At 71.2% G+C, this 14,240-nt stretch carries 14 protein-coding genes; 11 read left to right on the top strand and 3 right to left on the bottom strand.

Annotated elements, in window-relative coordinates; all coding sequences use genetic code 11:
• Positions 1-3 precede the first annotated feature (3 nt).
• The 9 genes from D3P35_RS13465 (at position 4) to pqqE (ending at position 7,830) form a co-directional block, all read left to right on the top strand.
• Positions 4-1,065 (top strand): glycosyl hydrolase family 8, encoded by a 1,062-nt coding sequence (locus tag D3P35_RS13465; RefSeq protein WP_157982143.1) that lies wholly within the window; start codon positions 4-6, stop codon positions 1,063-1,065.
• Positions 1,050-2,435, top strand: coding sequence for a hypothetical protein (locus tag D3P35_RS13460; RefSeq protein WP_118135251.1), 1,386 nt, complete (start codon positions 1,050-1,052; stop codon positions 2,433-2,435). Before D3P35_RS13465 ends, D3P35_RS13460 begins: the two co-directional genes overlap by 16 nt.
• Before the next feature lie 126 nt (positions 2,436-2,561).
• A complete protein-coding gene (locus D3P35_RS13455; RefSeq protein WP_118135250.1) occupies positions 2,562-3,992 on the top strand; it encodes a M20 family metallopeptidase in 1,431 nt (476 codons plus the stop codon).
• Positions 3,993-4,004: 12 nt separating this feature from the next.
• Complete coding sequence (gene arsC, locus D3P35_RS13450; RefSeq protein ID WP_118135249.1) at positions 4,005-4,367, top strand: arsenate reductase (glutaredoxin); 363 nt, start codon at positions 4,005-4,007, stop codon at positions 4,365-4,367.
• 257 nt (positions 4,368-4,624) lie between these two features.
• Entirely contained in the window at positions 4,625-4,720 is a 96-nt protein-coding gene (gene pqqA / locus D3P35_RS26185; protein WP_138573089.1) for a pyrroloquinoline quinone precursor peptide PqqA, read from the top strand.
• A 29-nt stretch (positions 4,721-4,749) separates the two neighbouring features.
• The gene (pqqB, locus tag D3P35_RS13440; RefSeq protein WP_118135247.1) at positions 4,750-5,655 is read left to right on the top strand and encodes a pyrroloquinoline quinone biosynthesis protein PqqB; all 906 of its coding nucleotides are present in this window, start codon (positions 4,750-4,752) and stop codon (positions 5,653-5,655) included.
• Positions 5,652-6,413, top strand: coding sequence for a pyrroloquinoline-quinone synthase PqqC (gene pqqC, locus D3P35_RS13435; RefSeq protein ID WP_118135246.1), 762 nt, complete (start codon positions 5,652-5,654; stop codon positions 6,411-6,413). Before pqqB ends, pqqC begins: the two co-directional genes overlap by 4 nt.
• Positions 6,410-6,712 (top strand): pyrroloquinoline quinone biosynthesis peptide chaperone PqqD, encoded by a 303-nt coding sequence (pqqD, locus tag D3P35_RS13430; protein WP_118135245.1) that lies wholly within the window; start codon positions 6,410-6,412, stop codon positions 6,710-6,712. Before pqqC ends, pqqD begins: the two co-directional genes overlap by 4 nt.
• Positions 6,709-7,830: a pyrroloquinoline quinone biosynthesis protein PqqE gene (gene pqqE / locus D3P35_RS13425; RefSeq protein WP_118135244.1), complete on the top strand. Its 1,122-nt coding sequence runs from the start codon at positions 6,709-6,711 to the stop codon at positions 7,828-7,830. Before pqqD ends, pqqE begins: the two co-directional genes overlap by 4 nt.
• Positions 7,831-8,301: 471 nt before the next feature.
• On the opposite strand, the gene D3P35_RS13420 is transcribed toward pqqE, so the two are convergent.
• Together D3P35_RS13420 and pheS are read right to left on the bottom strand one after the other, a co-directional pair.
• Positions 8,302-10,593 carry a molybdopterin guanine dinucleotide-containing S/N-oxide reductase gene (locus D3P35_RS13420; protein ID WP_118135243.1) on the bottom strand — a complete coding sequence of 764 codons (2,292 nt, stop codon included), beginning with the start codon at positions 10,591-10,593 and terminating at the stop codon, positions 8,302-8,304.
• Positions 10,594-10,779: 186 nt separating this feature from the next.
• Positions 10,780-11,862 (bottom strand): phenylalanine--tRNA ligase subunit alpha, encoded by a 1,083-nt coding sequence (gene pheS, locus D3P35_RS13415; protein WP_118135242.1) that lies wholly within the window; start codon positions 11,860-11,862, stop codon positions 10,780-10,782.
• 205 nt (positions 11,863-12,067) lie between these two features.
• On the opposite strand from pheS, the gene D3P35_RS13410 reads away from it, so the two are divergent.
• Positions 12,068-12,754 carry a metal-binding protein ZinT gene (locus tag D3P35_RS13410; RefSeq protein ID WP_118135241.1) on the top strand — a complete coding sequence of 229 codons (687 nt, stop codon included), beginning with the start codon at positions 12,068-12,070 and terminating at the stop codon, positions 12,752-12,754.
• Between the two features lie 144 nt (positions 12,755-12,898).
• On the opposite strand, the gene D3P35_RS13405 is transcribed toward D3P35_RS13410, so the two are convergent.
• Positions 12,899-13,939 (bottom strand): aromatic ring-hydroxylating dioxygenase subunit alpha, encoded by a 1,041-nt coding sequence (locus D3P35_RS13405; RefSeq protein WP_118135240.1) that lies wholly within the window; start codon positions 13,937-13,939, stop codon positions 12,899-12,901.
• A 142-nt stretch (positions 13,940-14,081) separates the two neighbouring features.
• Here D3P35_RS13405 and D3P35_RS13400 point away from each other — a divergent pair, with 142 nt between their 5' ends.
• On the top strand, positions 14,082-14,240 hold the full coding sequence (locus D3P35_RS13400; RefSeq protein ID WP_118135239.1) for a YqaE/Pmp3 family membrane protein: 159 nt from the start codon (positions 14,082-14,084) through the stop codon (positions 14,238-14,240).

The raw sequence follows: 14,240 nt of genomic DNA, 5'->3' as shown, positions 1-14,240 counted from the left end.
GTTATGGACCGACGGCAATTCATCCTCGCGAGCGGCGCTGCCATGGCCTGCATGATCGCAAGCGGCGCCGGGGCCCAGACGCCCGTGCATCCGGCGCAGATCTACTGGGACGCCTGGAAGCGAACCTTCCTGCGCGAGGGGCGCGTGGTCGACAATGTCCAGATGGAGGCCAGCCACTCGGAGGGCCAGGGCTACGGCATGATCCTCGCCGTCGCCTTCGACGACCGGTCCACCTTCGCCTCGATGCTCGACTGGGCGGACCTGCACCTGGGCGTGCGCGGCGACGGGCTGTTCGCATGGCGCTGGCTCGAGGCCAACGGCGGCTCGGTGCCCGACCTCAACAACGCCTCGGACGGCGACCTGTTCATCGCCTGGGCGCTGGCCCGCGCCGCACGGCGCTTCGACAACCCCACCTATCTCGACCGGGCGCGCATCATCGCCCGCGCGCTGATCGAGAAATGCGTGATCACCACCGAGGATGACGGCCGCATGCTGATGCTGCCGGCACAGGCCGGCTTCAGCACGCCGGACGGCCATATCCTCAACCCGTCCTACTACATGATCCGCGCCATGACCGAGCTAGCCGAGGCCACGGGAGAGCGCGATCTCGCCACCGTCGCGCGCGACGGCCAGCGCCTGCTCGCCCGGCTCGCCGCCGGCGGCCCGGTGCCGGACTGGGTGCTGGTGAACGGCTCCGAGTTCGGCCCCGCCCCCGGCATGTCGTGGAACTCGGGCTACGAGGCGCTGCGCGTGCCGCTCTACCTCGCCTGGTCGGGCGACGTGCAGAACCCCGCGATCAACCGCTTCCGGACGGTGATGGACCAGGTGCCCTTCGGCTCCGACCAGACCCCGGTGGTGATCGACCGCGAAACCTCCGCCCCGCTGGAATGGAGCGCCGAGCCGGGCTACCGCGCCTGCAACGGCCTCCTCGCCTGCATGGACGAAAACCAGGCCGGCTCCGCCATTCCGGCCTTCACCGCCGAGCAGTCCTACTACCCGGCCACGCTCCACCTGCTCACGCTCGTCGCCCAGTGGGAGATCTCACCGCAATGCGTCCCAGTCTGAAGACCGCCCTCCTCGCCGCGGCGCTGATCGCCAGCGCCGGCAGCGCCGTGCTGGCCCAGGGCACCGCCCGCGTGCCCGACCGCGAGCTGGAGGCCCTGCGCTACTACTACCGCCAGTCCGACAGCGACGCGGTGCAGGCCGAGATCCGCCGCCTGCAGGAGAAATACCCCGGCTGGGCCCCGCCCACCGATCTCGACACGCTGTTCACCGGCGGGCCGAACGCCGGCGCCGTGTGGGACCTGCTGGGCTCCGGCCAGGTGCAGCGCGCCCGCACCCAGCTCGACAGCCTGCGCGAGAACTACCCGGACTGGACCCCGCCGGAAGACCTCGTCCAGGCGCTCGACGTCGCCGAGGCCCAGCAGGAGATCACCCGCGCCTTCACGGCGCAGAACTATTCCGGCGTGGTGACCATCGCCAACAACACCCCGGCCATCGTGAGCTGCGAGCGGGTGAACAACGCCTGGCTGCTCGGCGATTCCTACGGCGAGCTGAAACGGGCGGACGAGGGCGTCGCCGTCTGGCGCGGCGTCATCAACACCTGCACCGACCCCGAACTCGCCATCGCCACGCTCGAGAAGGCCAATGCCTACGCGAGCGAGGCGCAGCTGCGCAGCCTCTTCGCCGATGCGCAGCGCAAGTATCCCAACCAGCAGGCGGAATTCGACGCCCTGCTCGAGCGCCTGCTGGCCGGCCGCCGCTTCGGCCCCGGCGGCACCGAGACGGCCGCCGCCGCCTCCGCGCCCGCCGCCTCGCGCCGCCAGACCGCGGCGCAGGCCCGCGCCTCCCGCGCGGCCGCCGCCTCCTCCGCCGCCGCGGCCGCGATCACCGGCGCCGCCGAGAAGGGAGACTGGGCGACCTGCGTGGAGGAGAGCGCCAGCCCCACCACCGCCGCGATCCGCGCCCAGCGGGGCTGGTGCCTCTACAACATGGAACGGCCGACCGAGGCGCTGGTGAGTTTCGAGAACGCCCTCTCCCAGGGTGTTCCGGCCGACGAGGCCCGCGACGTGCGCTTCGGCATCGCCCTGTCCTACCTGCGGATGAACATGGCCGAACAGGCCTCGCAGGTGGCGAGCACCGCCGATTTCTCCACCGAGCAGCGCCGCCAGATCGAGGCCAGCATCATCGAGCAGCGCGCCTTCCGCGCCTACGAGGCCGAGGAATACACCGTGGCGGTGAGCTATCTCGAAGCCTACGAGCGGCTGATGGGCGGCATCCGCCGCGACCTCGAGACCCTGAAGGCCTATGCCCTGCTGAACTCGGGCCGCCGGGTGCCGGCGCAGAACATCTTCAAGCGGCTCGACGCCACGCTCTCCACGCCGGAGAGCCGCAGCGGGCTGGAAGCCTCCGGCGCGGTCTACATCCCCTACTGAGCCGGCCGGCGGGGCACGCGCCCCGCCCGCCCACGGAGCGCAGAACGGGCTGGAAACCGCCCGGCGCCGGTGCCAGTCTGTCGCCGTTGGCCCCTCCGGGGCCGGGCACAGAAGAGGAGCGCCGCCATGCAGAATTCCGAACCGGTCTGGGAGCATGTGGAGGCGCATCGCGCCGATTTCATCGCGTTGGCGGACCGTGTCTGGGGCATGCCGGAGACGCTCTACGCCGAGTACCGCTCCTGCGCCGAGCACACGGAGATGCTGCGCGCCAAGGGTTTCCGCGTGACGGAGGAGGTGGCCGGCCTGCCCACCGCGGTGATGGGCGAGGCCGGCGAGGGCGGCCCGGTGATCGCCATTCTCGGCGAATACGACGCCCTGCCCGGCCTCTCGCAGGTCGCCGGCATCGACGAGCCCCGCCCGCTGGTGGAGGACGGCCCGGGCCACGGCTGCGGGCACAACCTGCTCGGCTCCGCCGCCCTGCTCGCCGCCACCGCGCTGAAGGACTGGCTGGCGGAAACCGGCACCCCCGGCCGCGTGCGCTACATCGGCTGCCCGGCCGAGGAGGGCGGAGCGGCCAAGGCCTTCATGGTGCGCGACGGCGTGTTCGCCGATGTCGACGCCGCCATCACCTGGCACCCCGCCTCGATGACCCGCGTGGCCGAGGCCGAGAGCCTCGCCAACACCCGGATCGACTTCACCTTCACCGGCCGCGCCGCCCATGCCGCCGCGAGCCCGCATCTCGGGCGCAGCGCGCTCGACGCGGTGGAGCTGATGTCCGTGGGGGTGAACTACCTGCGCGAGCACGTGCCCCAGGACAGCCGCATCCACTACGCCTATCTCGACGCCGGCGGCACCGCGCCCAACGTGGTGCAGGCCCGCGCGAAGGTGCGCTACGCCGTGCGCTCCACCTCGCTCAAGGGCATGATGGCGCTCAACGACCGGGTGCGCGACATCGCCCGCGGTGCGGCGCTCATGACCGGCACCAGCCTGCAGATGCAGGTGATCTCCGCCGTCTCCAACATGCTGGGCAACCGCCCGCTGGAGGAGGCGATGCAGGCGGCGATGGAGGCCCTCGGCCCCGTGCCCTTCGACGAGGACGACCGCGCCTATGCCGCCCGCATCCAGGCCACGCTGGAGGCCGAGGACATCCGCAACGACTATGCCGCGAACGGTGTCGCCCCCACCGACGCCCCGCTGTGCGACTGGGTGGTGCCGCTCGACACCCGCGGCGTGAAGATGGTGGGCTCCACCGATGTCGCGGATGTGTCATGGGCCGTGCCTACGGTGCAGGCCCACGCGGCCACCCATGCCATCGGCACGCCGGGGCATTCCTGGCAGATCACCGCGCAGGGCAAGTCCCCCGCCGCCCACAAGGGCATGGTGCATGTCGCGAAGATCATGGGCCACACGGCGCGCATGCTCTTCTCCGACGCGCTCCTGCTGGCCCGCGCGAAGAAGGCGCACCGCGAGCATCTCGCCCGCGAGCCCTACGCCTGTCCCATCCCGGCCGACGTGCGCCCTGCCCTGCAGCCGCGCCCGGCCGCCCTCGACGCCTGAACGGAGCGCCCGATGTCCTGGACCATCTACCACAATCCCGCCTGCGGCACCTCGCGCAACGTGCTCGCCAAGCTGCGCGATGCCGGCATCGAGCCGCGGGTGATCGAGTATCTCAAGACCCCGCCCGACCGCGAGACGCTGGAGCGCCTGATCTCCGAGGCCGGCCTCACCCCGCGCGAGGCGCTGCGCGAGAAGGGCACCGACTGGCAGGAGCTCGGCCTCGGCGCGCCCGGCGTCACCGGCGAGCAGATCGTCGAGGCGATGCTCGCCGAGCCGATCCTCATCAACCGCCCCTTCGTGACGGGGCCCAACGGAACGAAGCTCTGCCGGCCTTCCGAAACCGTCGCGGAGCTGATCTCGCCGCCGGCCGGCTGAGCCGTGGGTCGCAGGCCCGAAGTATTCACGGGCCTGCGACCAAGGTACAATTTACCGTGAGGCCTTTTTCTGCCCCCGCCTTTCCTTATGTTTTTATTATGGAATCTTCTTTGACTTCCGGCCCGCAGTGCCTACTTCTGATAGGTGCCGTAACGGGTCCGGAGAGGCTGCTTTCGCCTCGCGGCTCGCAGAGCCGATCCGGGCCCGGGCGGCAGTACCCCAGTGAAGGGTACCAACCAGTCAAAGGGAGATCAGACATGGCATGGACTGCACCTAAGCTTGAGGAAGTGACCTGCGGCATGGAAATCAACATGTATTTCCCCGCCGAGGAAGACGATCGGGACCTGTTCTGATCGCGTGACCGGGACAGCGTGGAGTTGAGATGACCCGGCTTCGCGCTGTCGTTCTGGGTGCCGCCGCCGGAGGCGGGCTGCCGCAGTGGAACTGCGGCTGCGCGAACTGCAATGCGGCGCGGCGGGGCGATATCCCGCCGCAGACGCAATCCTCACTGGCGGTGACCGCGAACGGGGAGGACTGGCTGGTGCTCAACGCGTCGCCCGATATCGGCCGGCAGCTCGCCGCCACCCCGGCGCTGCACCCCACCGGCCCGCGCGAGATGCCGCTGAAGGCGGTGCTGGTGACCAACGGGGACATCGACCATGTGGCCGGCCTGCTCACCCTGCGCGAGAAACAGCCCTTTTCCCTCTTCATGACCCCCGGCATCGCCGGGGTGCTGGCCGCGAACCCGATCTTCGGCGCGCTCGACCCTGCCCTCGTGCCGCGCCGCGAGATCCGCCTGGGCGAGGCGTTCGAGCCGGTGCCCGGCCTCACCGCCACGCTCTTCGCCGCCCCCGGCAAGGTGCCGCTCTACCTGGAGGGGGACGAGGCATCGCTCGTCACCGACATGGAGGGCGAGCAGACCGTGGGCGTGGAGCTTGCCGCCGGCGGCGCGCGGGCCTGCTACGTGCCCGGCTGCGCACGGGTGACACCGGCGCTCGCCGCCCGTTTCAGCGGGGCGGACGCGGTGTTCTTCGACGGCACGCTCTGGGAGGATGACGAGATGATCCGCCTCGGGCTCGGCGCCAAGACCGGTGCGCGCATGGGGCACATGTCGATGAACGGGCCGGCGGGCTCGATCGCCGCCCTCGCCGAGCTGGGCATCGGCCGTCGCGTCTTCGTGCACATGAACAATTCCAACCCGGTGCTCGTGCCCGGCTCCGCCCAGCGGCGCGCGGCCGAGGCGGCGGGCTGGACCATCGGCCAGGACGGAATGGAGATCACGCTATGAGCCCTGCCACCCCCGCGGAGAGCCGCGAGGCCTTCGAGGCCCGGCTGCGCGCCATCGGCGCGGAGCGCTACCACGACAGGCACCCGTTTCACGCCCGCCTGCATGGCGGCGACTGCACGCCCGACGAGGTGCGCGCCTGGGTGATCAACCGCTACTATTACCAGTCGCGCATCCCGATGAAGGACGCCGCCTTCATGAGCCGGGTCGACGACCCGGCCCTGCGCCGCGCCTGGCGCAAGCGCATGGAGGACCATGACGGCTCGGAGGCCGGCGAGGGCGGCATCGCGCGCTGGCTGAAGCTCGCCCGTGCCGTGGGGCTGGAGCCCGATTACGTCGCCAGCACGAAGGGCGTGCTGGCCGGCACCCGCTTCGCGGTCGATGCCTACGTGCGCTTCGTGCGCGAGATGAGCCTGCTCGAGGCCGTGGCCTCCTCGCTCACCGAGCTCTTCGCGCCCAAGATCCACGCCGACCGCATCGAGGGCCTGCTGAAGCACTATGATTTCGCCGATGATGCGGCGCTCTCCTATTTCCGCAAGCGGCTGACCGAGGCGCCGGACGACGTGGCCTTCGGCCTCGCCTGGGTGCTCGACCATGCCGACACTGCCGAGCGGCAGGACGCCGCCGCCGCCGCCCTCACCTTCAAGACCGACGTGCTGTGGAGCCAGCTCGACGCGCTCTGGGGCGCCTATGTGGAGGGGCGCATCCCGCCCGGCGCCTGGCGGCCCGGCGAAGGCCTGCTGGCCCGGGCCGCGGCATGAGCGATGCCCCCGCAGCCGAGGCCACCCTGCCCGACGCGGCCCGCCCGCGGCTCTTGCGCGGCGTGCGGGTGAAGCATGACGCCGTGCGGGGCATGGACGTGCTGCTCGCGCCCGAGCGCGCGCTGAAGCTCGACCCCATCGGCGCCGCCATCCTCGCCGAGGTGGACGGCACCCGCAGTTTCGCCGAGATCGTCGCCCGCCTCGCCGCGCGCTACAATGCGCCGGCGGAGCAGATTTCGGGCGATGCCCGCACCTTCCTCGTCTCGCTCATCGAGCGCCGCATGGCGGAGGCCGCATGACCGAACAATCCCGCCCCGACACCGCCCGCGCCGTGGCCGTGCACCCGCCGATGGCGATGCTCGCCGAGCTCACGCACCGCTGCGCGCTCTCCTGCCCCTATTGCTCCAACCCGCTCGAGATGACCCGGCGCGACACCGAACTTTCCGCCGCCGACTGGGCCGAGATCTTTGCCCAGGCGGCGGAGATCGGCGTGTTGCAGCTCCACCTTTCCGGCGGCGAGCCCGCCTCGCGCCGCGACCTCGAGGAGATCGTGGCCTCGGCCCATGCGGCCGATCTCTACACCAATCTCATCACCTCGGGCATCGGCCTCACCGAGAAGCGACTCGACGCGCTGGAGGCGGCCGGGCTCGACCACGTGCAGCTCTCGCTGCAGGGCGTGGACGCCGAGATGGCGGACCGGATCGGCGGCTACCGCGGCGGCTTCGAGCGCAAGATGGCGGTGGCGGGCTGGATCGGGGCGCGGGGCATCCCCCTCACCCTCAACGCGGTGATGCACAAGCTCAACCTCGACCGGCTGCCGGAGACCATCGAGCTCGCCCTCGCCATGGGCGCGCGGCGGCTGGAGGTGGCCACGGTGCAGTTCCACGGCTGGGCGGCGCGCAACCGTGCCGCGCTGATGCCCACCCGCGCCCAGGCCCGCGAGGCGAGCCGCATCGTGCGCGAGGCCCGCGCCCGGCTGCGCGGCCGGCTGGTGATCGACTACGTTACAGCCGACCACCACGCCGACTACCCCAAGCCCTGCATGGGCGGCTGGGGCTCCACCGGCCTCAACGTGCTGCCCGACGGCCGGGTGATGCCCTGCCACGCGGCGCACACCATCCCCGGGCTCGATTTCGAGCGCGCGCCGGGGCGGCACCTCGGCGAGATCTGGCGCGAGGGGGCGGCCTTCAACGCCTTCCGCGGCTTCGACTGGATGCAGGAGCCCTGCCGGAGCTGCGATCGCAAGGGCATCGACTTCGGCGGCTGCCGCTGCCAGGCGATGGCCATCGCCGGCGACCCCGCCGCGACCGACCCGGTCTGCGTGAAGTCCCCCCTCCACGCCCGCCTCGCTGCCGAGGCCGAAGCAGACGCCGCCGCAGAGGGTGCCGAGCTCACCTACCGCACCAACCCCGCCTGAAGTCTCCCAGGCCTGCGCCCGCTCCCCGCCGTTGCGCCCGTGGCGGGGCCCTTCCCCTCGGGGGCATCGAGCCCCCTTCGGGCAATCGCCGGCTGCGCCGGCCGGCGCCAGGCTTTCCCGGCTGCGACACCCTTCGTCGGCGTGCCCTGCCCTGTGCGATCTCGCTGGCACCGTGGTGCCCGGTTACGGGATTCATCGAGACACCCCAGAGGGCCAGAGGGCCAGAGGGCCAGAGGGCCAGAGGGCCAGAGGGCCAGAGGGCCAGAGGGCCAGAGGGCCAGAGGGCCAGAGGGCCAGAGGGCCAGAGGGCCAGAGAACATGCCTCACGCATGCCCCCGGTCAAGCGGCAACGTCCGTAATGGGCCAGGCCCTCTCCACCCGCCGGGCGGGGGGCCGCAGGCCCTTCGCCACGGCCGGCGAAGTGAGGGGGCGCGAGCCCCCTCGGTGAGCCGGACGTTCCCCCGCCGGAGGTCAGCCGCCCGTGGCGCCTTCGGGGAGTTCGAAGGGGCGCGGCTGCAGCTCCTCGGCCGCGGCGCGGATGTCGATGAGGCAGCTGTGCGCCGCACAGCCCTGGCTGAGGCCGGAGGCCGGGCGGTCCGCGGTGAGGGCATTGGGGTTGCCGTGGCGCTCGGTGCCGCTGTCGGGGTCGGGGTCATACCAGCCGCCGGTGGAGAGGCGGGCCACGCCGCGCATCACCGTGTCGGAGATGCGCAAGCCGGCGAGGCAGCGGCCGCGGTCGTTGAACAGCTCCACCGTGTCGCCGTCCTTCAGGCCACGGGCGGCGGCGTCCTCGGGGTGCATCAGCACCGGCTCGCGGCCGCCCACCTTGTTGGCCCGGCTCCAGGGGCTGGGGTCGAGCTGCGAGTGCAGGCGCCGCTCCGGCTGGTCGGAGACGAGGTGCAGCGGCAGCCGCGCCGCCGCCTCCGCCCCCAGCCATTCCTCGGGCGGAAACCACGAGGCATGCCCCCGGCAATCCGCCAGCCCGAAGGAGGCCACCGTCTCCGAGTAGATCTCGATGCGCCCCGAGGGGGTGGTGAGCGGGTGCGCCGCGGGGTCGGCCCGGAAGGCCTCCAGCATAACCCGGCCATGCGCGCGCGGCCCGAGATCCACCAGCCCCTGCTCGCGGAACGTCTCGAAATCCGGCACCTCGATGCCATGCTCGGCCCAGGACTGCCGGGTGCGGTCATGGAAATGCCGCAGCCAGTCCTCGGCCTCGCGGCCCTCGGTGAAGGCCTCCTCGAGGCCGAGCTCCCGGGCGATGCCGCGGAAGATCTCGTAGTCGTCGCGCGCCTCGCCCACCGGGGGCACGATCGCCTTCATGTAAGCATAGTGCCCCTCCAGCGTGCCGAAGCCGAGGTCGTCGCGCTCCATCGCCGTGGTGGCGGGCAGCACGATGTCGGCACGCCGGGCCGCCGCGGTCCAGAACTGCTCGTTGACGATGATCGTCTCGGGCTTCTCGAAGGCGCGCTGCAACCGGGCGAGGTCCTGGTGGTGGTGGAAGGGGTTGCCGCCCGCCCACCACACCAGCCGGATGTCCGGGTAGGTGTAGGTGCCGCCGTTGTAGGTGAAACTGCCGCCGGGGTTCAGCAGCATGTCGGCGATCCGCGCCACGGGGATGAAATCGGCCACCGCGTTCTGCCCCTGCGGCAGCGAGGGGCCGCGCAGGTCGAGCTCGTTGCTGCCCATCATGTTCTCGGCGCCGTAGCCCACCGCGAAGCCGCCGCCCGGCAGGCCGATCTGCCCCAGCATCGCCGCCAGCGTGATGGTCATCCAGAACGGCTGCTCGCCCCGGTCCGAGCGCTGCAGCGCCCAGGCCACGTTGATCATCGTGCGCTTCGAGCCCATCTTGCGCGCCAGCGCCCGGATCTCGCCGGCCGGAACCCCGCAGAGGGCCGCCGCCCACTCGGCCGTCTTCGGCGTGCCGTCGCTCTCGCCCGTGAGGTAGGCCTCGAACCTCTCCCAGCCGGTGCAATGGCTGGCGAGGAAGCCGGTGTCATGCAGCCCCTCCGCGCGCAGAACATGGGCGAGGCCCAGCATCATCGCGGTGTCCGAGCCCGGGCGCGCCTGCAGCCACTGCACCGGCCCGCCGGTGATCAGGTTGTCGGATACCGGCGAGATGTTCACCACCTCGGCGCCCGCCTCGGCGAGCGCGCGCAGCCCGGCGCGCACCTTGTGCCGCGCCACGCCGCCGGCGGAGATCTGCGCGTTCTTCGCCGGCACGCCGCCGAAGGCCACGAACAGCTCGCAATGCTCCGCCAGCACGTCCCAGCTGGTGTGGTAGGTCATCAGCCGGTGCATGTCGTCGACCACATGCGGCAGGATCACGTGTGCGGCGGCAAGCGAGTAGCTGTCGCGGCTGCGCACGTAGCCGCCGGCCACGTTGAGGAAGCGGTGCACCTGGCTCTGCGCATGGTGGAAGCGCCCGGCCGAGGACCAGCCGTAGGAGCCGCCGAAGATCGCCCGGTTGCCGTGGGTCTCGCGGATGCGCGCCACCTCGGCGGCGGCGAGGCGGCTCGCCTCCTCCCAGCTCACCTCCACGAAGGGCTCGCGGCCGCGCAGCTCCGGCGCATGGCCCGGGCCGCCCTCCAGCCAGCTGCGGCGCACGGCCGGGCGGCGGATGCGGGCGGCCTTCAGCTCGGGCGCGAGCTGGTGCAGGCCGATTTCCGAGGGGTCCGGGTCACCGCGAAACGGCACGATGCGCGGCGCGTCCTCGCTGCCCTCCACCTCGTAGAGGCCCCAGTGCGATGATGTGTAGCGCGTCATGTCCGTCTCCTCCGGCTCCGGCGCGGTGCCGGTATCGTCGGGGAGAGACTAGCCGTGCGGCGACGGGACGCAAGCCCCAACCCCGCGGGCCCCGCGCGGCGGAGGCCCTTCGGGGCCTTCGCCATGCCCGCGAAGCTGCGGGGGCCGCGAGGCCCCCTCGGCGCCGCGGGCATCCCCCGGCCGGGTTCAGGCGCCGAGGCCGGCGTAGAGCGTGGGGGTCTGCAGCGCCGAGAAGCCGTAGTGGCGCAGCCAGCGCAGGTCGGAGTCGAAGAAGGCCCGCAGGTCGGGGATGCCGTATTTCAGCATCGCGATCCGGTCGATCCCCATGCCGAAGGCAAAGCCCTGCCACTGCTCGGGGTCGATGCCGCCCGAGCGCAGCACATGCGGGTGCACCATGCCCGAGCCCAGCACCTCGAGCCAGTCGTCCCCCTCGCCCACGCGCAGCTGCCCGCCGGCCCAGGAGCAGCGGATGTCCACTTCCGCCGAGGGCTCGGTGAAGGGGAAATGCGAGGCGCGGAAGCGGGTCTCCACCCCGTCGACCTCGAAGAAGGCGGCGAAGAATTCCTCCAGAACCCACTTCAGGTTCGCCATGGAGATGTCGCGGTCGATGGCGAGCCCCTCGACCTGGTTGAACATCGGCGTGTGGGTCTGGTCGAAGTCGGAGCGATAGACCCGGCCGGGCGCGATCACGCGGATCGGCGCGCCCTGGGCCTGCATGGCGCGGATCTGCACCGGCGAGGTATGGGTGCGCAGCACGTGCGGCGGGCGGTTGTCGCCCTCGGCACGGTGCATGTAGAACGTGTCCATCTCGGTGCGGGCCGGGTGCTCGGGGCGGATGTTCAGCGCGTCGAAATTGTACCAGTCGGTCTCGATCTGCGGCCCCTCGGCCACGCCGAAGCCGAGATCGCCGAAGATGGCGGCCACTTCCTCGGTCACCTGCGAGATCGGATGGATGGTGCCGGTCTGCGCGGGGCGCGGCGGCAGGGTGACGTCGAGCCACTCCGCCCGCAGCCGCTCGGCCAGCGCCGCGTCCTGCAGCCCGGCCTTGGCGGCGGAGATGGCGGAGGCGATCTCGTCCTTCAGCGCGTTGAGCGCCGGGCCCGCGGACTGGCGCTCCTCGGGGCTCATGCGGCCGAGCTCGCGCATCTTCAGGCTCACCTCGCCCTTCTTGCCAAGCGCTGCGAGGCGCACCGCCTCCAGCGCCGCTTCGTCCGCCGCATCGGCGATGGCGCCGAGATACCGGCCGCGCAGGGTGTCGAGCCCGTCCATGCCCGCCTCTCCTCAGTGAATTCCATCCGGCATCCGCCTACCACAGGCGGGGCGGAATTCAAGGCCGGGGGCGCCGGGGCGCGACGAAAACGCACTCCGCCGCACCGCCGCCTTGTCATCGCGTCCCGCCCCGGCTATTCGCGGTATACGTAATGTTATAACATTACTATTCATGAATCCCCGACCCGAGGAGGCCCCGACCCCCATGCAGAAAGTCCTGATCGCCCCCGCAGCAGCCCTGGCGGCCGCCATGCTGCTCGTCACCGCCCCGGCCCGCGCGCAGGACAGCGCCGCCGGCCACGACCACGCGCATGACCATTCCCACGCCCATGACGAGGCGCATGCCCACGCCCATGACGACGCGATCTACCGAGGGTATTTCGACGATGCGCAGGTCGCCCCCCGCCCGCTTTCCGACTGGGAGGGGGCGTGGCAGTCGGTCTACCCGCTGCTGCAGGACGGCACGCTCGACCCGGTGATGGCCGACAAGGCCGCGCATGGCGACAAGTCCGCCGCCGAATACCGCGCCTATTACGACACCGGCTATGCCACCGATGTCGCGCGGATCGAGATCCGCGGCAGCACCGTGACCTTCCACGGCCCCGAGGGGGCCCTCAGCGGCGAATACGCCTCCGACGGGCTGGAAGTGCTCACCTACAAGGCCGGAAACCGCGGCGTGCGCTTCATCTTCGCCAGGACCGCCGGCGACGCCGCCGCCCCGGCCTTCATCCAGTTCAGCGACCACCGCATCGCGCCCGCGAAGGCCGACCACTACCACATCTATATGGGCGACGACCGGGCCGCCCTGCTGGAAGAGGTCACCAACTGGCCGACCTACTACCCTGCCGCCCTCTCGCCCGGGGAGATCGTGCAGGAGATGCTGGCACACTGAGCCCGGCACCCCCGTGCCGCCCGCAGCGGCGGCACGGATGCCCCGCCGCCCGGCGTTCAGTGGCAGTGCACGCGCCCGGTGGCCTTTTCCATGTGGCAGCACTGGCCGGGAGGGGAGCTCTTGCGGCAGCCGCCGCCATGCGCCTCAGCTGCGCCAGCGCAGCACGGTCTCGCGGATGGGATTGCGGAATTCGCGGTCGTCGCGGCGGTGGGCCACCCATTCGTCCTTCATGCGCATCCACCATTTCGCCTGGGTGTCGGCATCGGGGATCAGCATCAGGCGCGGATTGTGCTCCAGCCCTTCCTTCTGCTTCTGCACCACGGCGCGGTCCTGGTCGATGAACACCCTCGCGAGGTGGCGCAGCAGCGGCTTGAAGGGCGTCATCCAGGGCATCGACCACCAGATCAGCTGGATCACCTCGGTGGTGCTGTCGGTGAGCGGGGTGATGGCGGTGACCGAGACCACCTGGTGCTTTTCGCCGGCGATCTCCTCGATGCGCAGACCGGGGAGCATGTAGGAGATCTGCGTCTCCACCTCGCGGCCGAGTGGGCGGTAGGCCACGTTGCGCCCCGGCACCTGGTGGCGGACCATCGACCAGCCGAGCTCGGAGGGGGCGAAATGCTTCTCCTTCGCCTTCAGCGTGGTCGCATCCTTCTTGAACCACCAGGAGGTGTGCACGAAGGCGGCATGGGTGGGGTCCATCAGCCCGAAGGCGGCGTGGTCGGCCGAGCAGTCGAAGGGCATGGAGACGTATTCGTCCGGAGCCTTGTCGAAATGCGGAAAGCGCGGCGGCGGGGCGGAGGGTTTCTCGCCCTTCTCGCCGAAGAACATCCAGATGACGCCCTGCTGCTCCACGCAAGGATAGTCGCCGGTGTTGATCTTGGCGATGTCCATGCGCTGGCCCGGCGCGAGCGAGGGGATCTCGGTGCACACGCCGCCCTCGCCGAAGCGCCAGCCGTGGTAGCAGCACTGCACGGTGGTGCCGTCGAAGGAGCCGTAGCGCAGCGGGATGCCGCGGTGCGGGCAGGCGTCGCGCAGCGCGAAGACCCCGCCGTCGGACTTGCGGCAGATCAGCACCGGCTCGCCCAGCAGCGTCTTTGCCAGCATCTTGCCGGGTTTCACCGCCCGGCCGGGGGCCGCGACATACCACAGCCCGCGCATCAGATCGGCCTTCGTGCCCTGCATGGCGGGCCCTCCTTCCAGGAAATCCTCGCGGCTATCTAGGCCCCCGCGGGGGGCGATGACAAGCCGCGCGCCGGAACTTCGGCGGCCCCCGGGGCGTTTCCTGCCCGACAGCAGACGACATCACCAACCGGAGACAAGACCCTTGGACCTCATCCGCATCCTGATCGCCATCCTCCTGCCCCCGCTGGGCGTGTTCCTGCAGGTGGGCCTTGGCGGTGCCTTCTGGATCAACATCCTGCTGACCCTGCTGGGCTACATCCCCGGCATCGTGCACGCGGTGTGGATCATCGCCCGGCGCTGA

The organism is Oceanicella sp. SM1341, from assembly GCF_003448965.1.
In the GTDB taxonomy this organism is placed as follows: Bacteria; Pseudomonadota; Alphaproteobacteria; order Rhodobacterales; family Rhodobacteraceae; genus Paroceanicella.
This window is presented reverse-complemented; position numbering and strand designations above follow the sequence as displayed.